This is a genomic window from Paenibacillus massiliensis subsp. panacisoli DSM 21345 (assembly GCF_000426545.1).
GTDB classification, from domain to species: Bacteria; Bacillota; Bacilli; order Paenibacillales; family Paenibacillaceae; genus Paenibacillus; species Paenibacillus panacisoli.
The window spans coordinates 1-25,056 of record NZ_AUFO01000035.1 but is presented as its reverse complement, the minus strand read 5'-3'; the positions used below and the strand labels follow the sequence as shown (position 1 = coordinate 25,056).

Here is a 25,056-nt window from a genome sequence, read left to right as displayed (position 1 = left end):
TCTACAATTCCCGTTCTCTCGAAGCTGAAGCTTGTTCATTCCAATCACATAAGCATTGGACCAGACTAGGGATGGTCGCTTCCTCCGACATCAGTTCAACCTCAAGGCCTGCCTGCTTTGCTGTCTCAGCCGTGAGGGGCCCGATCGCAGCCAGCGTAACTCCACGCAGCTTCTCCTCCGGGTTGTCCATGCCCATCCGGCGCAGTGCCTCCAGCAGATGAGTCACCGTCGATGAGCTGGTTAGTGTAATCGCATGAATGGCTCCATCCTCTATGAGCTTGATTAATTCATCATCATGGACATGGGTTGGAACGGTTTTATACACCGCAGCTTCCGTGACCTCTAGCCCCATCTCAATCAATTGGCCTGGAAGCCATGAGCGGGCGAGATCGCCGCGCGGCAGCAGCACATGTTGCCCTGCATGCATATTCTTGCCAAAGGTAGCCATGAAGGATTCCGCTTGAAAGGGTCCCTCTACCTGCTCAGCCGCAATCCCCCTGCTGCGTAGGGCAGCATAAGTAGCCGGCCCAACAGCGCCAATCCTTGCCTTGTAAAGAGCCCGCACATCCAGTCCTAACTGGTCCAGATGGGTGAAGAAGAATTCAACTCCGTTCACACTCGTGAAAAATACCCAGTCATATGTCTCCAATCGAGTCAGGGCTTCCTTGATCTGTTCCAGTTCCTCAGCTTCGTCTGGCATAATGGTCTCAATGACAGGGAATTCGTAAGGCTCGCCGCCCAAATCCTCAATTTGCTGTACTAGGCTACTTGCCTGTTTTTGGGTGCGCGTAACCAGGATACGCTTCCCGAATAAAGGCATATATTCAGCCCACTTCAGTTGCTCGCGTTGACGGACTACTTCACCGACAACAATGACAGCTGGCGGCTTGAAGGTCGACTCCTGCACCTTCTGCTCAATATCAGCCAGTGTACCGACCAGCGTCTCCTGCTCCGCACGTGTCCCCCAGCGAACCAGTGCTACAGGTGTCTCAGGAGAACGGCCATTACGAATGAGCTGCTCGCTGATATATCCAATTTTGGCAACCCCCATGAGGAAGATTAATGTACCCGTAGCATTCGTAACTTTGTCCCAATGAATACTCCGATCCAGCTTGTCAGGGCTCTCGTGTCCAGTAATGATGGATAACGATGACGCCAGATCCCGATGTGTTACTGGAATACCTGCATATGCAGGTACGCTGATGGCAGACGTAATGCCTGGAATGATCTCATATGGAATGGAATGCTTGCGGAGAAGGCCCGCCTCCTCTCCCACTCTTCCGAAAATCGTTGGGTCGCCACCCTTCAGACGAACTACAGTCTTTCCCTCCAGAGCAAGATCAACCAGTAACTGATTGATCTCCTCCTGCTTCATTGTATGACGATCAGGCAGCTTGCCTACATAGATCTTTTGTGCACCCGGCTTCATTAGATTCAGCAAACGAGGGCTCGCTAGTCTGTCATAGACGACCACATCGCCTTTCTGAATACATTGCCAGCCCTTTACTGTAATCAACCGCGCATCACCTGGTCCTGCTCCTACCAAATATACCTTCCCCGTCATAACCTTCAGCCCCTAACTTCTGCCAATATCTCTTCTGCACCTTGCTTCTTCAGATTGTTCGCCAGACGTGTTCCCAGTTCCTGTGCGTCGTTGCCGGAAAGTGTCTCCTTCAGAATGATCTGTCCATCTGGAGAGCCGACCATTCCTGTCAACTCAATAACTCCTTCCGCTGACAGGGTTGCATGAGCACCAATCGGGACCTGACAGCCTCCGTTCAGCTCGCTGAGAAAGCGTCGTTCAGCCGCTACCGTCAGCGCAGTATCCTGATCATTATACAACGCAAGCAAGGCCAATAGCTCCTCATCATCTTCCCTGCATTCGATGCCAAGTGCCCCTTGCCCGACCGCAGGCAGACATATCTGCTCAGGTAAATACGCACTAATCCGGTCCTCCCAGCCCATGCGCTGCAGGCCAGCTACTGCCAGAATAATCGCATCGAAGCCCTCCGTCTCCAGCTTCTTCAAGCGAGAGTCGATATTGCCACGTACAGGTTCAAGCTTGAGATCAGGCCGCATTGCCTGCAATTGACTGGAACGCCTCAAGCTACTTGTACCTACCTTAGCTCCCAATGGAAGGCTGTCCAGGTCTCCTCCCGTACGAGAGATAAGACAGTCCCTGGGGTCAAAACGCTTTGGCACTGCCCCATTCACCAAGCGCTCAGGAAGCTCGGAAGGCATATCCTTCATGCTATGCACAGCCATATCTATATCTCCAGCCAGCAATGCTTGCTCAATTTCCTTCACGAACAGACCTTTACCACCAACCTTGGACAGTGTAACATCCAGAATTCGATCTCCTTTGGTCACAATCTTGCGCACCTCAAAGTTCATGGCGATTCCATGCTGCGTACACAGCTTCTTGAGGTCCTCGATGACAAAGCCTGTCTGGGTCAAGGCAAGCGCACTTTGTCTGCTTCCTACAATAATCGTTCTCATGTCAGTCCTCCCATATTTCGCATGTCAGCGCTCAAGCTGCTGGGCAATCCAGCGTTCCACCTGTTCTGCTGCAGCTTTCCACTCCACAGAGCCCGATGGCTCCGGTAATTCGAGCTCTGCCAGCCCTCGCAGCACCCTGGCTCGAGTGTCTGAATCAGGAATGGTCTCCTTGACACGCTGCCTCACTTGGGCCATGAAATCCAGATATTCCTCATATTCAGGTCCCCATAGCTCTGCGAGCCGGGCCATGATCCTCCTGGACACCGCTGGTCCAGCACCATCTGTAGAGACGCTCACTGTAAGCCTTCCTCTACGTAGCACGCTCGGGCTAATAAATGTACTCTCAGTTGCATCATCACTTCTATTCACCAGTATACCCATCTGATGGGCTTCGCGCATTACTGCCTCATTCACTTCAGGTCTATTTGTAGCTGCAAATACAAGAAATGCTCCCTGTAAATCACCGGCGGCATATGCTCGGGCGATCCAGCGGAGCTGCTTCTGTTCGGCCATGGCTTGAAGACCTGGCGTAAGCGTTGGGCTAATGAGGACAAGGGAGGCTCCGCTGTCTGCCAGTCCGGCTGCTTTGCGTTCGGCCACTTTTCCCCCACCGATAATATAACAAGTTTGTCCCTTGGCATTCAGCATCACAGGAATCATGTGTGACATCCCTCTACTCCCCTGTCCATTGGTGAAATGCTGACCAGGAATTCACCACAAAATTCAAAATCATGAACCCGTACCCGATCAGAGCCAGACGTGCATTAATGACACCCGAAGGACTCTTGAAGCGCCTGACAAGTAAAAAAACAATGTACAAACACATAGCCGCACTTGTGGCTATTACTTTCGAATCCAGCAGCAGAAACCAGCGACCTTCAGCGACAATCGAGATCACGGCAACGAACACAGATACCATCAGCAAAGGCGTTCCAATCAGCAATGAGGTATGTGTGTAGCGATCGAGCACCTCCAGACTCGGTAAGCGCCGCAGGGTATCACTCCACCGTTTGCCCTTGAGATTATGATGCAAGAATAAGTACAAAGCGGCAAATACAGCACCGACAGTCAGTGCAGCAAAGCTTAGGTTAGCCAATACAATATGCAAAATCAAAAAGCCATGTACAGTCTGCCATGTGCTCAAGGGATCATCCACAGGTCGAAACCATAGCTTATTCAGGACAACGATTGTACATCCAATCAAATTCAGGAGCAGTACAACCATCTCTGATCGCTGAAATCGAGCCATGATTAAGGAAAGCGCCACGAGCAAGCATGAGACCAGGAACAAAAAGTCATACGTTATCAAAAAAGGGAGATGCTCGTCGGTCCATGTCCTGACTCCCAGATAGGCCAGCTGCAGGACCAGAACAGCAACAAGAAGCCCTGTACCCGTCCGCTTGGCCGTCGCATTACGACGAATGCAATCCGAGAACACAAACAGTAGGCTCAGGGCATATGTGTACATCATGGCATCATAAATTCCATTACCCGGTGACAATATGCATCACCTACCTATAGACCGACCGGCGCATAAGAAGCCGGTGCAGATTCGGACACGCTGGCTTGCTTTTCTTTCTGGGCTGTCCCTTTCATTCTCATAGCCAATGCGTGACTATGTTCCACCTTCGCTGCCGCATCGTCCAAGCGATCCTCCAGAGCGAATATCTGGCTGAACATCTCCAGCGATTCATTCCCCTGCTTCTCGACAGCCAGTTCCTTGATCCGATTAATCGGGTCATGCAGCATCTGATTCATCATACTCTTGGTCAGCTTGCGAATGACGGTACGCTCATGCTCATCCAGATCAGGCAGACGATTGAAGAGGCTTTGCAGAGTCTCTTCATGCACAGAAGCAGATTTCTCCTGCAGTGCACGAATGACCGGGCGTACACCCATGGTCTTAAGCCACTGATAGAATTGCTCCATCTCTGATTCCATCATCACTTCAATCTTGGCTGCTTCCGTTCGACGCATTTCGAGATTACTCTCTACGATGCCTTCCAGATCATCAATATCATACAGGAACACGTTATGGATATCCCCGGCAGCAGGATCAATATCCCGTGGGACCGCAATATCAATCATGAATAGTGGCCGCGACTGACGCTGCTTCATCTGCTCTCGTACACTTCTGGTATCCAGTACATATTCCTTGGCTCCTGTGGAGCTAATGACGATATCCACCTCATGCAGACGCTGGAGCGCTTGGTCCATCGTAACAGGAGTACCCTGGAATTTGGAGGCCAGCTCCTCGGCGCGCGCCAGTGTCCTGTTGGCAACAATCACCTCTGCTGCCCCGCCTGCGTACAGATGCTTCACTGTCAGTTCACTCATCTTGCCAGCACCCAGGATCATAACCTTCTTATCCTTAAATGTGCCAAAAATCCGCTTGCCGAGCTCTACAGCCGCATAGCTGACAGACACTGCGCTCTCGCCAATAGACGTCTCCGAGTGCGCTCTTTTGCCAAGCGTCACGGCCTGCTTGAACAGCATATTGAACCAGGTCGCTGTTGCCTTCCGCTCCTGAGCAGCGAGGAACGCATGCTTCACCTGACCGAGAATCTGTGTCTCGCCAAGCACCATGGAATCCAGCCCACAGGTTACACGGAATAGGTGACGGATGGCTTGTTCGTCTTCGTATATATATAGATGCTGTGTAAATTGATCACGAGGGATACCGAACCATTGCTCCATAAAGCTGCGAATAAAATACCCACACATATGCAGCCGATCTACCACCACATAGATTTCCGTACGATTGCAGGTAGCTACAATAACACCCTCAAGCACACTCTTCGTGAGTTTTAGCTTCTCCAGTGCTGCTGGCAAATCCTGCTCAGCGAAGGTAAATCGTTCTCTGACCTCCACAGGAGCTGTTCTATAGTTTAATCCCACTGCGAGGATGTGCATGAATAGTCCACCTGCCTTACTGTAGTAAATAAAATCACATACGTTCTTTCAACTATGTTAAGTATATCACAGAACCCCGATAGCTCCAGGCGATTTTTATGAAAAGTTTATGAAGAAACTAAGACCCCTTTAGTTTAATCTGTGTCCACTTATGTTATACCTAACCAAATCACCATACAAAAAAGCACCCCTTTCGGGATGCTCATAATGTAAACCTTATATCATAAAATATCTATAATCATATTGTATAGCTGCTACATCCTATTGCTAAATCAGACTTTCCACGAACTTCCTCATCGTAAGACTAATCACGCTCTGTCTCGTTCTCAGACTCAGCCGTGGCTGGTGTCTCCTGTCCAACTCCTGTATACTGCGAGATCACAGACCACAGCTCATCTCTTCCCAGGCCCTCTTCTGACGAAAATGGGATGAACAACCCTCCAGGGCCGATTCCTAGCTCCTGCTTGATCATCTTGATGTGCTTGTCACGACGGGTCTTCGGAATTTTGTCTGCCTTCGTTCCTACTACGCACAATGGCAGGTCGTAATGCATAAGCCATTCATTCATCAGTCGATCATCCTTGGATGGTGGGTGACGAAGGTCGACCATCTGCAGAACCAGCTTGAGTGGCTCCCGTTGCATCAGATAGGTCTCGATCATATTGCCAAATGCTTGGCGAAGCGACTTGGAGACCTTCGCAAATCCATAACCTGGAAAATCCACAAAATATAATTCATCATTAATGCGGTAATAATTCAGCTGTTGCGTCTTCCCCGGTGTTGAGCTGGTCCGGGCCAGATTCTTGCGGTTGATCATGCGGTTAATGAGCGATGATTTCCCGACGTTGGAGCGCCCTGCCAGAGCTACCTCAGGCAGGGCATCCTCAGGATATTGATCAGGGCGTACTGCACTGATCACGAATTCCGATTTGGTTACTTTCATGTAATATGTGTCCTCTCTAATGCACGCTCGCCTGCTCGACAAGCGCATGCTGCAGCACTTGATCCATGTGAGCCACAGGAATGAACTCCACATCATCCTTGATACTATCAGGGATGTCTTTCAGATCCCGTTCATTGTCCTTAGGCAGCAATATTTTCTTGTACCCCGCTCGATGGGCGGCTAGTGATTTCTCTTTCAATCCCCCGATGGGCAGTACACGACCGCGCAGTGTAATCTCCCCCGTCATGGCAACCGTCTTGGAGACATGGCGATTGGTTAGGGCAGAGACAAGCGCTGTAGCAATTGTAATACCAGCCGATGGACCATCCTTCGGAATGGCTCCCTCAGGGATATGGATGTGAATATCGTTCTTCTCATAAAAATCCGTCTCAATGCCAAGCTCCGAGGCTTTGGAGCGCGTGTAGCTGAAGGCAGCCTGTGCTGATTCCTTCATCACATCTCCCAGCTTGCCCGTGAGGATCAGCTTGCCAGAGCCAGGCACTACCGTCACCTCAATCGTGAGAGTCTCGCCACCAACCTCCGTCCAGGCCAGCCCAGTGACTGTCCCAACCTGATCCTCAAGCTCAGCCATGCCATATCTGAATTTGGGTATACCCAGATAATCCTTTACATCATCAGGCTGGATATGAATCGCTTGCTCCTCAGACGTGGATACAATAGTCTTCGCAGCCTTCCGGCACAGAGAAGCAATCTGCTGCTCCAGATTACGGACACCGGACTCCCGTGTATACTCACGAATGACGGTAAGCAGTGTGTCCTCTTCAATGATTAGCTGCTGATCTTCAAGTCCATGCTCCCGCTTCTGCTTGGGTACCAGATAACGAGTTGCAATCTGAAGCTTCTCCAGCTCCGTATAGCCCGGAATGCTCAGTATCTCCATCCGGTCCAGCAATGGGCGCGGAATATTATGAAGTGCATTAGCCGTCGTCACGAACATCACATTCGACAGATCGAACGGCAGCTCTACAAAATGATCGCTAAACGTATTGTTTTGCTCCGGGTCCAGCACCTCCAGCAGAGCAGAGGCCGGATCACCACGGAAGTCCGAAGCCATTTTGTCAATCTCATCAAGCAGAAAGACAGGATTCATGGTACCGGCTGATTTCATCCCCTGAATAACCCGACCAGGCATCGCACCGACATACGTTCGCCGATGCCCACGAATCTCGGCTTCATCACGCACACCGCCCAAGGAGATTCGCACGAATTCTCTACCAAGTGCTTTGGCAATCGAGCGAGCAAGTGATGTCTTCCCGACCCCTGGCGGCCCAACGAGGCATAGAATCGGACCCTTCATCGTCTTCACCAGCTTGCGTACAGCCAAGTATTCCAGCACACGCTCCTTGGGCTTCTCCAGACCATAATGATCTTCATCGAGCACTTCTTCTGCACGCGCCATGTCCAGATCATCATCTGTCGTCTTGCTCCATGGCAGACTGAGCAGCCAATCCACATAGTTGCGAATGACCCCGCCTTCAGCAGAGCTGGTAGGCATTTTCTCCAGTCGCTCGATTTCCTTCTCCAGCTTCTCCTTTACCTTGTCAGGCAACTCCTGCTCCGCCATCTGTGCGCGAAGCTCCTCTACCTCACCGGCACGGCCTTCCTTATCGCCCAGTTCCTTCTGGATCGCTTTCATCTGCTCACGGAGATAGTACTCTTTTTGCGTTTTCTCCATCTGCTTCTTCACGCGCTGGTTGATTTTGCGCTCCAGCTCCAGCACTTCACGTTCGTTGTTCAGAATATCCAGCAGCTTTTCGAGCCGTTCTGCAACATCGATCGTCTCCAGAATTTCCTGCTTGTCTTTTATTTTGAGTGCCAGGTGACTGGTAATGACATCAGCCAATCTGCCAGGCTCCTCGATATCAGAGACAGCCGCCAGCGTCTCCGGAGTGACCTTCTTCGATAAATTGATATAGTTCTCAAATTGGTTCAGCACCGTGCGCATCAGAGCATCAATTTCCAGATGAGTCACGTCAGGCTCGGGCAGTTCTTTTGCCATTACCTCGTAATACTCCTCATTCTCCAAGTACTGGATAATCTCTGCACGCTCCAGCCCCTCTACAAGAACACGAATGGTTCCATTCGGAAGCTTGAGCATCTGACGTACTTTGGCCACTGTACCAATCTTGAAAATATCATCCTGCGTAGGTTCTTCAATATTAACATCGGATTGAGAACACAGCAGGATCAAATTATTCTCTACCATCGCTTTTTCCAAAGCCTTGACCGATTTTTCCCGGCCCACATCGAGATGCAGAACCATACTCGGGTAGACAAGAAGTCCTCTTAAAGGCAGTAAAGGAAAACGACGGCCTTTAGTTTTACTTGGTCCCATCGCTTTCGCACCTCCAATGGTTCTCAGGTTCAGCATCATGTACCCTCAGGCCTATATCGATAAGCCGAAATACCTCACATACAAGATGCCCAGGTTGTCATTATTGCTATTTTAACAAATGTTTCATGGAAAAACCAATGAGAGGCACCCATCTATGCCAAATAGGAACTCACATGCTGCTTCCCTGCGGCCCTTCTGCCTGTAAAAAGCTCGTTCTTGCTGGCAAAAAATTCTCCATGGGCGCTGTTGCTTCCTGCTCTGGATTCCATGCTTCCCCGAAAATATGTCCGAAGGCTTCATCTACGGACTGCACGGGAATAACCTGTAAATCCGCTAGCTTATCAAAAGAGCTCTGCCAGTTATCCAGCGGAATGATGACACGCTTGGCGCCAGCTTGCACGGCTGCTTCAATCTTCGCCAGCACTCCGCCTATCGGCTTGATTCTGCCATGTATACTGACCTCTCCAGTCATGGCCAGCTCATGATCAATCGGAATATTCCGAATGGCAGATGTGATGGCCGTAGCCATGGCAATGCCAGCTGATGGTCCATCAATTGGTGTTCCACCCGGGAAATTGATGTGCAGCTCATAATCCTCAGGCCGTAGCCCACAGGTCCGCAATACTGTGAGTACGTTTTCCACAGAGCCTTTAGCCATACTCTTGCGCCGCAGCGTTCGTGAGCCGCCCCCGATCTCTTCTTCATCCACTACACCAGTAATATTATAGTTTCCCTGTCCTCTGGGCACAGGAACGGCCGTAACCTCAATCTCCAGCAGCATACCTAGATTCGGTCCATAGACCGCAAGTCCATTCACAAAGCCTACCTGTGGACGGGAAGGCACCTTCCGGTCGGGACGTGGCTGGATCTGACTGCTGCCAGCGACCCATTCCAGATCATCTGGATGCAGCGTATTGCGTTGCTCTGTCAGTGCGATCCCAGCAGCCAATTGAATCATGTTCACCGCTTCTCTTCCGTTCGTGGCATAGCGTTGTACCACCTTCACGGCTTCAGGACAAGGCTCGAAGCTCAGCTTGGATACAGCGTCCTCCGCGATCCGCCCGATCTCCTCCGGCAGCAGCGAGCGAAAGTAAATCTCCATGCAGCGGGAGCGAAGCGCTGGCGGTAGCTCGTGTGGAGAACGTGTCGTTGCCCCGACCATACGAAAATCCGCTGGTAAGCCATTCTGGAAAATATCATGAATGTACGCAGGTGTATGCGTATCTTCAGAATTATAATATGCACTCTCCAAAAATACTTTACGATCTTCCAGCACTTTCAACAATTTGTTCATCTGGGTTGGGTGCAGCTCTCCAATCTCATCTATGAACAATATGCCGCCATGGGCCTTCGTAACCGCACCCGGCTTCGGCTGGGGAATTCCAGCCACTCCCATCGCGCCAGCTCCTTGATAAATGGGGTCATGAACAGAGCCAATGAGTGGATCAGCAATTCCGCGTTCATCAAATCTCGCCGTCGTTGCATCAATTTCAGTGAACTTTGCATCTGCCCGAAATGGAGAGGACGGATTCTTCTTCGCTTCCTCCAAGACAACACGAGCGGCGGCTGTCTTACCAACTCCAGGAGGCCCATAAATAATGACATGCTGAGGATTCGCGCTGCATAGTGCTGCCTTGAGCGCACGTAGCCCATCCTTCTGTCCCACAATATCTTGAATAGCCGCAGGGCGAGTACGTTCAGCCAAAGGCTTGGTCAATGAGATGGAACGCAGCTTTCTTAGCTTATCCAATTCCTTACGTGATTCTCGATCCACAGCGCCCCGATTGGTCTTCTGGCTGCGAAGCAAATTCCAAAAGTACAATCCGATTACAATTCCAAAGAACAACTGCACGAGCATGATAATCATAGTGAAATCCATTTGTCATTCCTCCGTTTTACTCCCTGTCTGCAGGGATCGTCTATGACAACCATTATTTCCTTTTCATCGACCTCTAAACGATACACACAAAAGAAGTTACAGACAGAGAAAATAGGGGGAGATGTCAAAGGTGAATGACGTAGCAAAAACGGAGGTGATAGATAGAAGTGGCAACAGAGATGATAACAGAGATGGTAACAAAGCAAAGAAGCATGCGAGCTACTCACATGCTTCTTCAATATAACAAGCTGCAACTGAACCTAGCAGCCCGCTCATATGCGGTTGTGACTCAAGAACAGCGACGTATACAGCTGTTAGAGTCACATTTATCTATAGCCAATCCGGCAGATATTTAATGTATTAGTTCACAAGCCACGTCCAGCACAAGCACTCGCTCCATCCTCAAGCCTCTTGCTTTTGATGACCGTGCCGTTCCTTACGTCCCGGAATCTCGCCGGTCTCCTCATAGGCCTTGACGATAATATCAATCTCTTTCTTCAACTCGTCTACCATATCGGCCTCAGGAACCTTGCGAATCATCTGTCCGTAACGGAATAGCAGACCCTCGCCGCGTGCTCCGGCAATTCCGATATCCGCTTCCTTCGCTTCACCAGGTCCATTCACCGCACAGCCCAGCACGGATACCTTGATGGGTACCTTCAGCTTGGCAATATAATCCTCAACCTCGTTGGCGATGGAGAACAAGTCAATATCCAGTCGCCCGCAGGTGGGGCAGGAGATGAGCGTCGCTGCGTTGGTAATCAGCCCAAATGTCTTCAGCAGCTCACGAGCCACCTTAACCTCCTCGACAGGATCAGCACTGAGCGAGATACGCATCGTCGAGCCGATACCTGCAGAAAGCAGAGCTCCCATCCCGGCCGCACTCTTCACAGTCCCTGTAAACAGTGTTCCTGCTTCGGTAATACCCAAATGCAGCGGGTAAGGGATGATTTTAGCAGCCTTCGTGTATGCCTCAATCGCCATCGGCACATCCGATGCCTTCAGAGACACGATAATATCGTGGAAGTCCAGCTCCTCCAGAATGTTAATGTGAAAGAGGGCACTCTCCACCATCGCATCAGGCGTAGGGTAGCCGTATTTGTCCAGCAAATGCTGCTCCAGGGAACCTGCATTGACTCCGATCCGAATCGGAATCCCCTTCTCCTTACAAGCCTTAACGACTGCCTCAACCTTCTCACGACGGCCGATATTTCCGGGATTGATCCGTACCTTGTCGATGCCGTTCTCAATGGCAAGCAGAGCGAGCTTGTAGTTAAAATGAATATCCGCAACAAGAGGAATATGAATTTGCTTCTTGATCTCTTTGATGGCGGCGGCAGCCTCTTCATTGTTGACAGTTACCCGAACAATCTGACAGCCGGCCTCCTCCAAGCGCAGAATTTCAGCTACGGTAGCCTGTACGTCAGCTGTCTTCGTCGTACACATACTCTGAATGATCACTTCGTTGCTTCCGCCAATGGTCAGATTGCCGACTTTGACGGGACGGGTGTCTTGTCTTAAGAACATGGTCATATCTCTCCCATAATACCAAAGCTCCACCCCCGCCCGCTTAGACGTCAAAGCGGGCGAAACGTGGAGGATGGCAGGCTCATGTTATCGAGGTCGCGAAAGTTACTGTCTTAGGCGCTCTCTTCTTGTGTTTTATCTTTGTCGGCACCACGAAGCTCGGGAGCCATCTTATCCTGAACGACTTTCTCATTAATGATGCAAGTAGTAACGTCATCACGGGACGGCACTTCATACATGACATCCAGCATAATGCCTTCAATAATCGCACGCAGACCACGAGCTCCGGTATTACGCTTAATTGCTTCTTTGGCAATGGCCTCCAGTGCGTCCTGCTGGAATTCCAGCGTGACATTATCCATTTCCAGCAGCTTCTGATATTGCTTCGTCAGCGCGTTCTTAGGCTCCGACAGAATACGTACCAGTGTGTTCTCATCAAGCGGCTCCAGCGTAGAAATCACTGGCAGACGACCTACAAATTCAGGGATTAGACCGAACTTGAGCAGATCCTCAGGTAGTACCATTTGCAGATATTCACCTGGTTTCAAATCTTTCTGGTCTGCCGAGGCATTGAAGCCGATGACCTTTTTGCCAATCCGGCGTTTGATCATTTGCTCCAGGCCGTCGAATGCACCACCACAAATGAACAGAATGTTCGTGGTATCAATTTGAATAAATTCTTGATGTGGATGCTTACGTCCACCTTGCGGAGGAACAGAAGCTACCGTACCTTCGAGAATCTTCAGCAAAGCTTGCTGAACACCTTCCCCGGATACATCTCTTGTAATGGAAGGATTCTCGGACTTGCGAGCAACCTTATCGATCTCATCAATGTAGATAATACCGCGTTCGGCCTTCTCTACATCGTAATCCGCTGCCTGAATGAGCTTCAGCAGGATGTTCTCTACATCCTCACCGACATAGCCTGCTTCCGTCAGGGACGTTGCATCGGCAATAGCGAATGGCACATTCAGAATCTTGGCCATCGTCTGTGCTAGCAAAGTCTTACCTGAGCCTGTTGGTCCCAGCATCAGAATATTACTCTTCGTCAGCTCAACATCATCGGCTTTGCTCTGCGTATTGATCCGTTTGTAATGATTATATACTGCAACAGACAGGGATTTCTTAGCTTGATCCTGCCCAATGACATACTGATCCAGAATTGCACGAATCTCAAGTGGCTTTGGAATATCCTTCAGGTCAAGCTCTTCCTCGTGACCCAGCTCCTCCTCCACGATCTCCGTACATAATTCAATACACTCATCGCATATATAGACTCCAGGTCCCGCAACCAGCTTGCGCACCTGCTCTTGTGATTTTCCGCAGAAGGAGCACTTCAGTTGCCCTTTCTCATCGTTAAATTTGAACATGTAACCACCCCTTTACAAATTGGTCGGCTTGGTAAGCACTTGGTCTATGATCCCGTATGCTTTAGCTTCTTCGGCATCCATGAAAAAGTCGCGGTCTGTATCCCGTTCGATTTTTTCCAGGGGCTGACCTGTCCGCTCCACATAAATCTGATTAAGCTTCTGGCGTGTCTTGATAATCCAGTCAGCGTGAATCTGTATATCGGATGCCTGCCCTTGGATGCCACCAAGCGGCTGATGAATCATAACCTCACTGTTGGTGAGAGCGTATCTCTTGCCAGGCGCGCCGGCCGTGAGCAGCAGAGAGCCCATGCTTGCAGCCATACCTACACAGATGGTTGATACGTCAGGCTTGATGAATTGCATTGTATCATATATACCCATACCGGCTGTTACAGAACCGCCGGGCGAATTGATATACAAGCTGATATCCTTCTCAGGATCATCCGCAGCCAGAAACAGAAGCTGTGCTATAACGAGATTGGCAACATCATCGTCAATTGCGCTGCTCAGAAAAATAATGCGATCCTTAAGCAAGCGGGAGTAAATATCGTAGGATCTTTCTCCTCGATTCGTTTGCTCAACAACCATAGGTACGAGACTCATTGTGACCAACCTCTTTTCCATTGGTAAAATGAAAATCGGCAAAACCGAAACAGAATTTTACCTAAACGTATTTTAACATGTTACAGGTCCAATGTCATATTGCAGACCTTATCATATTTAAACATGTTTTATATGTGCAGTGCAAATGGCATTCAGGCAGCCCGATTAGCAAGGCTTTGAATCAGTATATGTACTTCGTAATGGCGATAACACGACAAAATGGACCTATGTACAAGAGATGCTGGCTACTGAATCCCCGCGGATTCTTGCACTCCGTCATAGGGAATCCCCATGTAGTATCAGGTACTATTTGCCTCCTGAACTGCCAGGGTTTGGATGCCATAAGTTAAAAATAAGGCACGAGTTGATTAACTGCGTGCCCTATTTCTGTATCATTCACTATCAGGAACGGAGTATACCTCACCCAATAGTAATTTGTCATGTAATTCGGTGAATCTCCCTGTTGCCGATAAGCTTACTCAGCCGCTGGAGCTTCTACTTCTTTGCTGCTGTCTACCAGCAGAGCGATTGTTTTGCGAAGAGAGATTTCTTCACGAAGATTGCTGATGGAGCCATTACCTTCAAGGATTCCGCGAATTTCTTCAACAGAACGCTTGTAAGTGTCAGCCATTTTTTGCAGTTCTTCGTTCACTTCTTCTTCACTTACTTCAACATTCTCGGCTTTGGCTACTTGCTCCAGCACCAGGTTGTTGCGTACGCGCTTAGCAGCGTCATCACGCATTTGTCCTTGCAGATCCTCACGAGTCTGGCCGGAGAAGCTCAGGAACATGTCAATGTTCATGCCTTGATTGCGAAGACGGTTGTCGAAATCACGCATCATGTTCTCAACTTCGCTGTTGATCATGGCTTCAGGAATGTCGATTGTTGCGTTCTCGCCAACTTTTTCTACTACAGCATTTTCACGTGCTGCTTTAGCTTCGTTGTCTTTACGCTCTTGAAGTTGTTTCTTGAGATCTTCTTTGTACTCAGCCAGAGTATCGAACTCGCTGACATCTTTAGCGAACTCGTCATCCAGAGCAGGCAGTTGCTTGCGCTTGATCTCATGAATTTTCACTTTGAATACCGCTGCTTTGCCAGCCAACTCAGCAGAGTGGTAGTTCTCAGGGAAGGTTACTTCAACATCCTTGAAATCACCAGTGTTCATGCCGATGACTTGATCTTCAAAGCCTGGGATGAAGGTACCGGATCCGAGTTCCAGAGAATAGCGCTCAGCTTGTCCACCTTCAAATTGCTCGCCGTCTACATAACCGTCGAAGTCCAGCACAGCTGTATCGCCGGCTTGAGCAGCCTCTTCTTCTACCACGATCAGTTCAGCATGACGCTGTTGCAGACGCTCCAGTTCAGCTGTAACTTCTTCATCCGTTACTTCGGATTTGGCTACAGGCACTTCAACGCCTTTGTACTCGCCCAGCTCAACTTCAGGCTTCACAGTCACTTTCGCTTTGAACTTGAAAGTTTCGCCTTTGTTGAATTGCTCGATATCTACGTCTGGACGATCTACCGGGAAGATATCCGTCTCATTCACTGCTTCGCCGTAAGCTTCTGGCAGCAGAATGTCGATTGCATCTTGGTAAAGGCTTTCCACACCAAAGCGTTTTTCGAAAATCGGGCGTGGCACTTTACCTTTACGGAATCCTGGTACGTTTACTTGTTTCACTACTTTATTAAAAGCTTTGTCAAGCGCTGCGGAGACACGTTCCGCTTCCACTTCAACCTCAAGAACGCCTACGTTCTTGTCTATTTTCTCCCAAGTTGCTTTCATTTTATGCTTTCCCCTCCAACAATATCTTAACTTGAATTCACGCTAAAAATACGCACAAAATTTCCATCATAGTATATACAACTTTGAAAACTTTTTCAAGGGCAACCCTGATGGCAGGGAGTGGAAACTGGTCCCGAGGCTACGGAGTTTGCATGCCAACAGATACAAAATGCTTCATCGATCGATAAGCCTGCTCATACCTAAAGCGCATGGAATCGGTAATGCCGTAGAGACTTCTTGTCTCTTCCTCGTCCTTTGCCCCTGTCAGGCTCTCTGATACGGTCTGATGCAGTGCTGCCGCCCAAATATCCATCATACTGTCGTCTTCACTCAGCATTGACCGATAATCGTCCGTTCCATACACTGCCATGACAAATTGAGACCACAATTCCTGTGCAAAGTAAAACAGTGTCGGTTCATGCACCTCCGTCTGATCCGCCACACGTTCCAGAATACGAATAATCGGTTGTGGAAAATCATCCGGCTGCAGTGGCACTGTATCCATGTCAATCTCTGCTGCCGATCCATCCCGTTTGAAGCGAATCGTGCCATCCACGCCCCGCTTACGTAGCGTCTGCAGCACTCGGAACTGCAGCAAGGGATGCATCGGCTTCTCCTCAAGCCATTGCATCAGGGCCTCATCAATTTCAGGTTGCTCAAGATAAGATAGCTGCTCCAGTGCCAGCATCGTCTGCTCGGACAATGGCTCTTCCATGACCATGCGAAGGAGCTTGTCGCCATATCCCGAATCCTGCTGAAGCTTCAGGTGAGCCTGCCTTCTTGCCAACTCCTCTTCACTGACGTCTCCCTCATCATCCGTACGATTCTCAGACAGCTCGGTATGTACAGTTCCTTGCGGAAAAGCCGCTTCCAGCCATTGCAAAAGTGCATCCCATTCTTCGTAATGCTTCGGATTCTGTCCCTGACATTTCAACAAAAAGCGCAGCAACCCCATGGCTTCCTGATATCGCTCGTTCTCAAGCATCACGGTCAGTTGAATCTGGTAATAATCCAGCGTCTTCGGGAACAGGATAATATTGTTATCTTCTGTGGATACCTTGGAGTCCTTTATAATATTCCCCCCTCTCCTCCAAAAGCTCAAATGCCCAAATGATTGTAGATTATACTGGGAAACAACAGTCGAAGTCCAATAGCTTGTTTTTACTAGAAACCTATATGATTCTAACATACCCTATTTCGAAAACGAAAAAACCTCCTATCACTTACTTTAGAAATAGTTAGAAAATAAAACTTGAACTTGTATCAGATATATGGTACATTAATATTCGCTTGAATTTTATGTCCCAGTAGCTCAGCTGGATAGAGCAACGGCCTTCTAAGCCGTCGGTCGGGGGTTCGAATCCCTCCTGGGACGTATAGGTAAGAAGCACTCCACATGGAGTGCTTTTTTACGTCAGGGGATGAGAACCCCTTCAGGGGGGCGTCGGAGCATAGGCTTCGGTAGCGCTACTTCGCAGTCGGCTCGATTTTGAGCCGTATCCCTCCTGGGACGTATTACAAGAAGCACTCCGCTTGGAGTGCTTTTTGTTGCGTCTGGGGATGAGAACCCCTTCAGGGGTTCGTCGGAGCATAGGCTTCGGTAGCGTTACTTCGCAGTCGGCTCGAACTTTGAGCCGTATCCCTCCTGGGACGTACAGTATAAGAAGCACTCCACATGGAGTGCTTTTTTACGTCAGGGGATGAGAACCCCTTCAGGGGGGGCGTCTGAGCATAGGCTTCGGTAGCGCTACTTCGCAGTCGGCTCGATTTTTGAGCCGCATCCCTCCTGGGACGTAAAAAAAGCACTCCGCATGGAGTGCTTTTTTTACGTCTTGGGATGAGAACCCCTTACTACCCTTCACATAAATGAATCTTTTTTCGTTTCGTAGTTACTTGTCAGCTCAGTTGACGCCGGATGCATTTTCTGTGGTCATTTGCTGCGTTCTTCTTTTCTTTTTCGGCTGCCCTTTCCAGGACAGATACGTCCAGATCCGTAGGACATGCTCGAACGGTCCATTGCTAAACTTCTTTAAATAGAGCGGGCTGAACCACAATTGAAAGCCGTAGACAGCAAGCGCAATAACAGCCCCGATGAACACACCAGCACGACCAAACAATCCCAAGCCATATCCGTAAAAAATCATTGTACAGATCACACTTTGCATCAAGTAATTCGTCAACGAGAGTCGCCCAACCGCCTCGAATCTGCTGATCAGCCTCGCATGGCTGCGCCCCACATAAAGCCACGCAAATGCATAAATATACCCAAGCGCAAGTAACGTTCCTCCGAGTGCGCCCCCAATGCCCATTCCGGGCCATCCTCCTACACTGAGCTGTGGCGCCAATACACCGTATGCTTTGAGCAGCAAGCTGACCGGAATCAGAATCACGGCTCGACGCAGATACGTATGCCGCATTGCCTCAGGATCGTCAAACGTGCCCACTCTGGCGGCGCGCATACCGAGCAGAAACATCGGCACCAGCAACAGCGGAACAGACACCAGAATCAACAAGGCTAACGTCTCATCGAAGTCCCGGCCGAATGGATCGGCGTTGTTCATGAAATTTCTGATCTCTGCATAGCTGCCGCTGCCGTAGACATCTTTACTCTGTAGAATATAATTCTCCATATGCGTGGACGGTGTATGGGCCAGCGGATCCAGTGGATTGAAGGCAAGAAGACCAAACAAGCCTGACCCGGCGAGTAGCAGTACCGCCCAGATTAGTAGCGTTCTCGGCTTCCTGTTGAGGAACATCAGCAAGAAGAAGCCAAGGACCCCGTAAAACATCAGAATGTCCCCTTCCCACAGGAAGGTCATGTGCAGCATACCGATGACAAATAACATTAGGAAGCGGCGAGCCAGATGGCACTTTGGGCGCAGCTCTCGTGATTGTAGGCTTTCTGATAACTTAATCATGCCGAAGCCAAACATAAATGCAAAGATTGGCATAAAACTTCCTACCACAGTGACAAGGAGGAGCGAGTGCAATGCCCGCTCAGCTCCGACTATCCCGAATAATTGCGGTGTACTCTGGCCGAAGACCCCATATTGAAATGCCAGTATATTCGCTAGCACGATCCCGGCCAGACTGAATCCGCGTAATGCATCGATTAATTGAACGCGCTTTTTGGGTGTACTCAATCTAATCACCTCTATTTATAGAATATTGATAGAAATAGCATCCATTTATTCCTACAATGTATCATTCGAGTTATTTTAACACTTAATTTCTAAAAATTCTTTATAATACAATTTAATTATTTTTATAAAGTTCTTTCATGTTCTGGCCCCTGTTCCCCTCCCCCTCGAAATGAAAAGGCACCCTCCATAATGAGAGCGCCTCTTCTACTCTAAAAAATATACGTCGAACAGCATATTCCGACTTTTAGTACATTCAGGACTTCACAGCTTGTGGATGCTCGTCATTTACCAGTGCAAGCGAGGCAGCGGCCGCATTGGACTCAACCTGCTCAGGAGTCTTGCAGCCTGGAATAACAGCCGTCACAGCCGGATGCTGCAAGCACCAGGCCAGTGCCCACTCGGCCATCGGTACGCCTGCTGGTACTTCGTCACGCTGAATCTGCTCCACCTGTGCCAGTCGCTCGTCCCGTTGCTGCACGTCATGCTTATGACGGACATCATTTTCACCAAAGGCCGCTCCCGGCTTATATTTACCACTCAGATACCCACTTGCCAGCGGCACTCGTGCCAGCACACCGAGCTTCTGCTCTTCGCAGGAAGGGAACACCTCTTTCTCAGGCACTCGATCCAGGCGGTTATACACCACTTGAATAACCTCCGCTTTCAGATCACTGGCCTGCGAGGTCTGATGGATGTTCGCATTGCTCCCGATGGAGATGCCCAGATGCCTGATTTTCCCAGCCTCCACCTGCTTGTCCAGCATAGTCCATAGCCTATCATTGTCAAAGCTGCTATCTGACCCGGAATGAAATTGGTAAATATCAATATACTCTGTTCGAAGCGCCTTTAATGATTGATCCAGCTGTGCAAGCACTGCTTCAGCCGAGAATTGATCTGTTCGTTCGAACAATCCATGAAAATGATGACCGAACTTGGTGGCCACGATCCAGCGTTCACGTTCACGTCGACTGAGATAATCCCCAATGAACGATTCAGACAAATGATCGCCATAGCATTCCGCCGTATCAATTAGATTGATGTCCAATTCGGCAGCCTTATCCAGTATGCTGTCCACTTGACTTTGCGAATACGTCAATCCCCATTCACCACCGAATTGCCAGGTTCCTACTCCAATGACAGAGGTCTTCAATCCGGTCGTGCCCAACGTTCTGAATTTCACAGCAAGCGCTCTCCCTTCTATGTATCCAAAATGTATCAAAAATGTACTCAATGCTCGTAATCACACCCTTCCATTGTAAACGAGTTCAAGAAGCCCATACAACCACAACCGCTCGACAAATTACTCCCTCAATCGAATTCCTAAGCATTAACTAGTCGAAAACATCTGCTTAACTGAGCAACTAGCATCTAATTCCGAAAATGATTAAGACCGAATCATCCAATAAGAAAGCGACCGTTAATAGGATATACCTATTAAGGTAGTAGTTTTCCAATATTTCTATACAGGTGCCTTTCTGTGCGACAATACATTCATAACTACAGATGACATGATGAAGGAGATGGTCCTGATGTCTTCAAATGCTTGGAATCCAGATACCTACGATCAGCAGTTAGCCTTTGTAACTCAATATGGTAAGGGATTGGTTGAGGTGCTTGCTCCTCAGGCAGGAGAGCTTATTCTTGATCTGGGATGCGGCACTGGCGATCTATGCCATGCAATTTCGGAGACTGGTGCACGAGTCATTGGCATAGATATGTCACCTGAAATGATCGAGAAGGCACAGCACAAATATCCCGCTCTAGCCTTTATGCAAGGAGACGCGGCAAGCTTTGCCGTCCCTGAGCCGCTGGATGCGATCTTCTCCAACGCAGCTCTGCACTGGGTCACCGAGGCTGCAGAGGTCGTATCCTGCATGTGGCAAGCACTTAAGCCCGGAGGACGGCTGGTGCTGGAATTCGGTGGTCACGGCAATGTGCAGCAAGTCGTTAATGCCATTCACGAGGTCTTAAGCGCAGATTATGGGATTGATGGCAACAGCCTTCATCCCTGGTACTTCCCAACGCTTGGCGCTTACAGCTCTCTGCTGGAGAAGCAAGGGTTCCGGGTTCTGTCAGCTGTCCACTATGATCGTCCGACTATGCTCGAATGCGGAGAGCAGGGGCTTCACATTTGGCTGGAGGCCTTTGCTGGAAAGCCCTACTTCTCAACTTTTACAGAATCAGAAAGACAAGAAATCTACAGTAAAATAGCAGCTGCATGCCGCACCGAACTGCTCCAGGATGGGAACTGGTATGCGGATTACAAGCGGCTTCGAATAACGGCTGTTAAGCCAAGCTAATGTCCTTACAAGGGGTTCTCTTCCCCTGACGTAAAAAAGCACTCCATGTGGAGTGCTTCTTATACTGTACGTTCCAGGAGGGATACGGCTCATAAATCGAGCCGACTGCGAAGTCGTGCTAACGAAGCTTATGCTCCGACGCCCCCCTCAAGGAGTTCTCTTCCCCTGACGTAAAAGAAGCACTCCTAGTGGAGTGCTTCTTAACTGTACGTCCCAGGAGGGATTCGAACCCCCGACCGACGGCTTAGAAGGCCGTTGCTCTATCCTGCTGAGCTACTGGGACACTTTAAAATTATGTATTTAGTGCGTTTTTGATTATAGCACAGATTGGAGGTCTATGGAAAGTGTTTTTTCTTAAATTAATAATCAGCCACTAATGTTCACATAAAAATATAGCCGTCCACATCAAGCAGACGACTATTTTTTTACGATCAGGGCTACTTATTTCCTGTGCGCCATGGATTCTTTCCAGATGGATGCTTTACGTTCTGATCAAGGACTTTTTCTGCATACTCAGAGTCATGCGAATAGTTGTTGCCCTTGTTCTTCTTATAGTTATCCTTAACGTTCATAATCCCCCTCCTTTCCACTACGGCTCTAATGCTCCTTATAGTGTTTGGCCTACAACGTATGTTGCGTCATGCATGGACTTGCTAACGAGCACCGAACTCCTCCGATAGCTCTGCCTCCAGCTTTCCGAACCCTACTAGCTCAGAGGTGAATTTGCCACGTTCCTCGCCAGCTGTAGTTAAGGTTGAATCTGTAAAGGCCTGCTCTGTTGCATCCTCAAAGGCAGAATGAAGATTGTTATCGTACCAGTCCAGCTCCAGATCAGCATCATTACGTACAATACGAAGCAACTGATACTGATTGCCATCTGCGGCGGGAGCAACGTACACGAGCAAAGAAGGGTCATCTGCTGCTCCTGGCTCAACCTCAATCTCGGCACAGCGCATCCCGTTGATTTCCGTATATCTTCTGATCTTGGCATCCTTAATGTAATACATTTGGCGTCCTCCTTCCTGAGGGTGCTAAGTGCTTGTAGTCCCCCGGATCATATGTAGTTTTCGAAGCGGACAGACATTTTATGCCTTGATTCGGCATATCCTTGTTTATACTCTCGATGTCAAAAACCAGACACTGGATGAACTATGACAAGGAAGGGATGAATCTACATGTGCGGAATTACTGGATTCATACAGTGGAATACAGATCTCACCCGACAATCCAATCTGCTCCTGCAAATGACGAACACGCTCGTGAGCCGTGGACCGGATGCATCGGGCACCTGGATCTCCAATCCCTGTGCCTTTGGTCACCGGAGACTAAGCGTCATGGACCCTGAGAACGGCGCACAGCCCATGATCCGCAAGCGTGAGGACACTACGTATACGATCGTCTATAACGGGGAGATTTATAATGCGCCAGAGCTTAAGCTGGAGCTGCAGCAGAGAGGTCACTCGTTTACGACACAATGTGATACCGAGGTTCTGCTCGTTGCTTATATGGAATGGGGACCTGACTGCGTAGACCGGTTGAACGGAATCTTTGCATTTGCGATATGGGACGGCAAGGAAGAACAGGTCTTTATGGCCAGGGACCGACTGGGGGTAAAGCCTTTTTTCTATAGTGAGACCAAGGATGCTTTCATTTTCGGGTCAGAGCCCAAGGCTTTGCTTCAGCATCCTGATGTAGAGGCTGTCGTGCATGCAGACGGTCTTGCGGAGATTTTTATTATTGGCCCGGCAAGAACCCCCGGTCATGGTGTATATGCCTCCATTAAGGAGCTTAGACCAGGACAGACGTTGACCTACGACCGCAATGGAAGCCGAATTCGTACCTACTGGAAGCTGGAAAGCGCCGCCCATGAAGATAATGTGGAGGACACCGCTGCCAAGGTAAAAGAGCTTCTGCAGGATACGGTGGAACGGCAGTTGGCCTCGGATGTTCCTGTCTGCTCCTTGCTGTCAGGAGGACTGGATTCAAGTGCACTATCCTCACTTGCAGTGCGCTATTATAATCGAACAGGACAAGGGCAGATTCACACGTATTCCGTCGATTACGTCGATAATGACAAGCACTTCAAAGCCCATTCCTTCCAGCCTGGAGCAGATGCACCATGGATACAGCGTATGGTTGAGGATTTGAACACCCAGCATCACTGGATTGAATTTGACACCCCTGAGGTTGTTGAGGCTTTGGAATATTCGACTCGCACGAGGGATCTGCCAGGAATGGCAGATGTGGACTCCTCTTTATATTTGTTTTGCCGAGAAATCAAAAAGGGAGCGACCGTGGCCATTTCCGGTGAAGCTGCTGATGAGGTCTTTGGTGGCTACCCATGGTTCCATCGGGAGGAAATGTTGAATGCAGGCACCTTCCCGTGGGCAGTAGCTCCAGAGCTGCGGGCTAATCTGCTCTCCCCCGAGATCAGGGCCTGGATCAAGCCATTGGAGTATTTACAGGATCGTTATAGCGAGGCTGTCGGAGAGGTTCCCCGTCTGCAGGGAGAGACAGGTAAGGCCGCACAGATGCGGGTGATGTCCTATCTCAACATTACACGCTTCATGCCCACATTGCTGGATCGCAAGGACCGAATGAGTATGGGCGTAGGCCTGGAGGTGCGTGTCCCTTACTGTGATCATCGTCTCGTGCAATATGTATGGAATATTCCGTGGGAGATCAAGGTGACGGGCAATCGTGAGAAAGGTATCTTGCGCAAGGCGCTAGAAGGTGTTCTGCCTGATGATGTGCTATATCGCAAAAAGAGCCCCTATCCCAAGACGCACAATCCCGCCTATCTTCATGAGGTGCGCAAGCAGGCGTTGGATATGCTGGATGACCCGTCCTCTCCGATTCTGCCACTGATTGATGCAGCCCGGATACGGGAAATTGCAGCTTCGCCTGAAGCCTCATCCAATCTGCCTTGGTTCGGTCAGCTCATGTCAGGTCCGCAGCTATTCGCCTACCTGACTCAAGTCAACTATTGGCTTCGCACGTATAAGGTCGCCATTCGTTAATGTTATGTATATAGATTCAACTATCTAAAATAAGCAGGCAGCCCGTCATCTTCGAGTGAGTGAAGTGACCCCAAAAAGTTAGACATTTTATTTAGGCAACCTGGACGGCAAGAGCTCGGTATTGTACTGGGCTCTTGCCTTTTAGTTTAGACTTGATTCGTTTGTGATTGTAGTAATCGATGTATCGTGTAAGTTCTTGCTTGAAGTGGGCTATACTTTCAAACTCGTTGCGATAAAGAAATTCGGATTTCAAAATGCCAAAGAAGTTTTCCATCACCGCATTATCATAACAATTCCCTTTTCGAGACATGCTCTGGGTAATACCTTGTTTCTTTAAAGCATGCTGATATTGTTTCATCTGATAGTGCCAGCCTTGATCAGAATGCAGGAGGAGTTCACCCCCTTCGGATAAGCGTTCAAAGGCCTGGTTTAGCATATCCGAGACCAAGGAGTAGATGGGACGAGATCTGATAGTGTAGGTGATAATTTCACCGTTAAACAAGTCCAATACGGGAGATAGGTACAGCTTCTGACCCAACAACTTAAACTCCGTAATGTCGGTAACCCACTTCTCATTTGGCTTTTGCGCCTGAAAATGGCGGTCAAGCAGGTTTGGGGCTATTTTACCTACAGTTCCTTTGTATGAACGGTATTTCTTCATTCGAACTATGCATTTCAAACCTAACTCCTTCATGATACGCTGCACTTTTTTATGATTAA

Annotated in this window: 20 protein-coding genes and 2 tRNA genes; 3 read left to right on the top strand and 19 right to left on the bottom strand. The window is 49.2% G+C overall.

Going from position 1 to position 25,056, the window contains the following annotated elements:
• Position 1: 1 nt before the first annotated feature.
• The 13 genes from cobA to K331_RS0121020 form a co-directional block, all read right to left on the bottom strand.
• Positions 2-1,564 (bottom strand): uroporphyrinogen-III C-methyltransferase, encoded by a 1,563-nt coding sequence (cobA, locus tag K331_RS0121085; protein ID WP_028591818.1) that lies wholly within the window; start codon positions 1,562-1,564, stop codon positions 2-4.
• A gap of 5 nt (positions 1,565-1,569) precedes the next feature.
• Positions 1,570-2,499 carry a hydroxymethylbilane synthase gene (gene hemC / locus K331_RS0121080; RefSeq protein ID WP_028591817.1) on the bottom strand — a complete coding sequence of 310 codons (930 nt, stop codon included), beginning with the start codon at positions 2,497-2,499 and terminating at the stop codon, positions 1,570-1,572.
• Positions 2,500-2,523: 24 nt separating this feature from the next.
• The gene (locus K331_RS0121075; RefSeq protein ID WP_028591816.1) at positions 2,524-3,168 is read right to left on the bottom strand and encodes a precorrin-2 dehydrogenase/sirohydrochlorin ferrochelatase family protein; all 645 of its coding nucleotides are present in this window, start codon (positions 3,166-3,168) and stop codon (positions 2,524-2,526) included.
• Positions 3,169-3,172: 4 nt separating this feature from the next.
• Positions 3,173-4,000 (bottom strand): cytochrome c biogenesis protein CcsA, encoded by an 828-nt coding sequence (gene ccsA, locus K331_RS0121070; protein ID WP_028591815.1) that lies wholly within the window; start codon positions 3,998-4,000, stop codon positions 3,173-3,175.
• A 14-nt stretch (positions 4,001-4,014) separates the two neighbouring features.
• On the bottom strand, positions 4,015-5,412 hold the full coding sequence (hemA, locus tag K331_RS0121065) for a glutamyl-tRNA reductase (RefSeq protein ID WP_028591814.1): 1,398 nt from the start codon (positions 5,410-5,412) through the stop codon (positions 4,015-4,017).
• Positions 5,413-5,716: 304 nt separating this feature from the next.
• The gene (yihA, locus tag K331_RS0121060; protein ID WP_028591813.1) at positions 5,717-6,355 is read right to left on the bottom strand and encodes a ribosome biogenesis GTP-binding protein YihA/YsxC; all 639 of its coding nucleotides are present in this window, start codon (positions 6,353-6,355) and stop codon (positions 5,717-5,719) included.
• 16 nt (positions 6,356-6,371) lie between these two features.
• A complete protein-coding gene (lon, locus tag K331_RS0121055) occupies positions 6,372-8,711 on the bottom strand; it encodes an endopeptidase La (protein WP_028591812.1) in 2,340 nt (779 codons plus the stop codon).
• A 169-nt stretch (positions 8,712-8,880) separates the two neighbouring features.
• Complete coding sequence (gene lonB, locus K331_RS0121050; protein WP_025680825.1) at positions 8,881-10,590, bottom strand: ATP-dependent protease LonB; 1,710 nt, start codon at positions 10,588-10,590, stop codon at positions 8,881-8,883.
• A 402-nt stretch (positions 10,591-10,992) separates the two neighbouring features.
• Entirely contained in the window at positions 10,993-12,117 is a 1,125-nt protein-coding gene (gene ispG / locus K331_RS0121040; RefSeq protein ID WP_018885434.1) for a flavodoxin-dependent (E)-4-hydroxy-3-methylbut-2-enyl-diphosphate synthase, read from the bottom strand.
• Positions 12,118-12,230: 113 nt separating this feature from the next.
• Complete coding sequence (clpX, locus tag K331_RS0121035) at positions 12,231-13,487, bottom strand: ATP-dependent protease ATP-binding subunit ClpX (protein ID WP_018885435.1); 1,257 nt, start codon at positions 13,485-13,487, stop codon at positions 12,231-12,233.
• A gap of 12 nt (positions 13,488-13,499) precedes the next feature.
• Positions 13,500-14,090 (bottom strand): ATP-dependent Clp endopeptidase proteolytic subunit ClpP, encoded by a 591-nt coding sequence (clpP, locus tag K331_RS0121030; protein WP_025680824.1) that lies wholly within the window; start codon positions 14,088-14,090, stop codon positions 13,500-13,502.
• 475 nt (positions 14,091-14,565) lie between these two features.
• Positions 14,566-15,873 (bottom strand): trigger factor, encoded by a 1,308-nt coding sequence (gene tig / locus K331_RS0121025; protein WP_028591810.1) that lies wholly within the window; start codon positions 15,871-15,873, stop codon positions 14,566-14,568.
• A 139-nt stretch (positions 15,874-16,012) separates the two neighbouring features.
• Complete coding sequence (locus K331_RS0121020; protein ID WP_033413012.1) at positions 16,013-16,858, bottom strand: hypothetical protein; 846 nt, start codon at positions 16,856-16,858, stop codon at positions 16,013-16,015.
• Between the two features lie 316 nt (positions 16,859-17,174).
• Between K331_RS0121020 and K331_RS0121015 the strand changes: the two genes are divergently transcribed.
• Positions 17,175-17,248: transfer RNA gene (locus tag K331_RS0121015), tRNA-Arg, on the top strand.
• 526 nt (positions 17,249-17,774) lie between these two features.
• Here the strand turns inward: K331_RS0121015 and K331_RS30100 are convergent.
• Together K331_RS30100 and K331_RS0121005 are read right to left on the bottom strand one after the other, a co-directional pair.
• A complete protein-coding gene (locus K331_RS30100) occupies positions 17,775-19,025 on the bottom strand; it encodes a DUF418 domain-containing protein (RefSeq protein WP_226383659.1) in 1,251 nt (416 codons plus the stop codon).
• 244 nt (positions 19,026-19,269) lie between these two features.
• The gene (locus K331_RS0121005) at positions 19,270-20,196 is read right to left on the bottom strand and encodes an aldo/keto reductase (protein ID WP_028591809.1); all 927 of its coding nucleotides are present in this window, start codon (positions 20,194-20,196) and stop codon (positions 19,270-19,272) included.
• 349 nt (positions 20,197-20,545) lie between these two features.
• Here K331_RS0121005 and K331_RS0121000 point away from each other — a divergent pair, with 349 nt between their 5' ends.
• The gene (locus K331_RS0121000; protein WP_036635475.1) at positions 20,546-21,316 is read left to right on the top strand and encodes a methyltransferase domain-containing protein; all 771 of its coding nucleotides are present in this window, start codon (positions 20,546-20,548) and stop codon (positions 21,314-21,316) included.
• A 209-nt stretch (positions 21,317-21,525) separates the two neighbouring features.
• Here the strand turns inward: K331_RS0121000 and K331_RS0120995 are convergent.
• From K331_RS0120995 to K331_RS0120985, 3 genes are all read right to left on the bottom strand, one after another.
• Positions 21,526-21,599 (bottom strand) — tRNA-Arg (locus tag K331_RS0120995).
• 154 nt (positions 21,600-21,753) lie between these two features.
• Positions 21,754-21,888 carry a hypothetical protein gene (locus tag K331_RS32985; protein WP_018885444.1) on the bottom strand — a complete coding sequence of 45 codons (135 nt, stop codon included), beginning with the start codon at positions 21,886-21,888 and terminating at the stop codon, positions 21,754-21,756.
• Between the two features lie 81 nt (positions 21,889-21,969).
• Complete coding sequence (locus K331_RS0120985) at positions 21,970-22,323, bottom strand: hypothetical protein (protein ID WP_028591807.1); 354 nt, start codon at positions 22,321-22,323, stop codon at positions 21,970-21,972.
• 168 nt (positions 22,324-22,491) lie between these two features.
• Between K331_RS0120985 and asnB the strand changes: the two genes are divergently transcribed.
• Positions 22,492-24,336: an asparagine synthase (glutamine-hydrolyzing) gene (gene asnB, locus K331_RS0120980; protein WP_028591806.1), complete on the top strand. Its 1,845-nt coding sequence runs from the start codon at positions 22,492-22,494 to the stop codon at positions 24,334-24,336.
• 91 nt (positions 24,337-24,427) lie between these two features.
• Here the strand turns inward: asnB and K331_RS0120975 are convergent.
• Positions 24,428-25,056 (bottom strand): IS3 family transposase (locus tag K331_RS0120975; protein ID WP_028591805.1); only part of this gene is annotated, 629 nt, incomplete at its 5' end.

Coding starts and splice junctions, on each gene's coding strand:
- cobA (WP_028591818.1), bottom strand. CDS start 1,564: ATGACGGGGAAGGTATATTTGGTAGGAGCAGGACCAGGTGATGCGCGG.
- hemC (WP_028591817.1), bottom strand. CDS start 2,499: ATGAGAACGATTATTGTAGGAAGCAGACAAAGTGCGCTTGCCTTGACC.
- K331_RS0121075 (WP_028591816.1), bottom strand. CDS start 3,168: ATGTCACACATGATTCCTGTGATGCTGAATGCCAAGGGACAAACTTGT.
- hemA (WP_028591814.1), bottom strand. CDS start 5,412: ATGCACATCCTCGCAGTGGGATTAAACTATAGAACAGCTCCTGTGGAG.
- yihA (WP_028591813.1), bottom strand. CDS start 6,355: ATGAAAGTAACCAAATCGGAATTCGTGATCAGTGCAGTACGCCCTGAT.
- lon (WP_028591812.1), bottom strand. CDS start 8,711: ATGGGACCAAGTAAAACTAAAGGCCGTCGTTTTCCTTTACTGCCTTTA.
- lonB (WP_025680825.1), bottom strand. CDS start 10,590: ATGGATTTCACTATGATTATCATGCTCGTGCAGTTGTTCTTTGGAATT.
- ispG (WP_018885434.1), bottom strand. CDS start 12,117: ATGTTCTTAAGACAAGACACCCGTCCCGTCAAAGTCGGCAATCTGACC.
- clpX (WP_018885435.1), bottom strand. CDS start 13,487: ATGTTCAAATTTAACGATGAGAAAGGGCAACTGAAGTGCTCCTTCTGC.
- clpP (WP_025680824.1), bottom strand. CDS start 14,090: ATGAGTCTCGTACCTATGGTTGTTGAGCAAACGAATCGAGGAGAAAGA.
- tig (WP_028591810.1), bottom strand. CDS start 15,873: ATGAAAGCAACTTGGGAGAAAATAGACAAGAACGTAGGCGTTCTTGAG.
- K331_RS0121020 (WP_033413012.1), bottom strand. CDS start 16,858: ATGCTTGAGAACGAGCGATATCAGGAAGCCATGGGGTTGCTGCGCTTT.
- K331_RS0121000 (WP_036635475.1), top strand. CDS start 20,546: ATGTCTTCAAATGCTTGGAATCCAGATACCTACGATCAGCAGTTAGCC.
- K331_RS32985 (WP_018885444.1), bottom strand. CDS start 21,888: ATGAACGTTAAGGATAACTATAAGAAGAACAAGGGCAACAACTATTCG.
- K331_RS0120985 (WP_028591807.1), bottom strand. CDS start 22,323: ATGTATTACATTAAGGATGCCAAGATCAGAAGATATACGGAAATCAAC.
- asnB (WP_028591806.1), top strand. CDS start 22,492: ATGTGCGGAATTACTGGATTCATACAGTGGAATACAGATCTCACCCGA.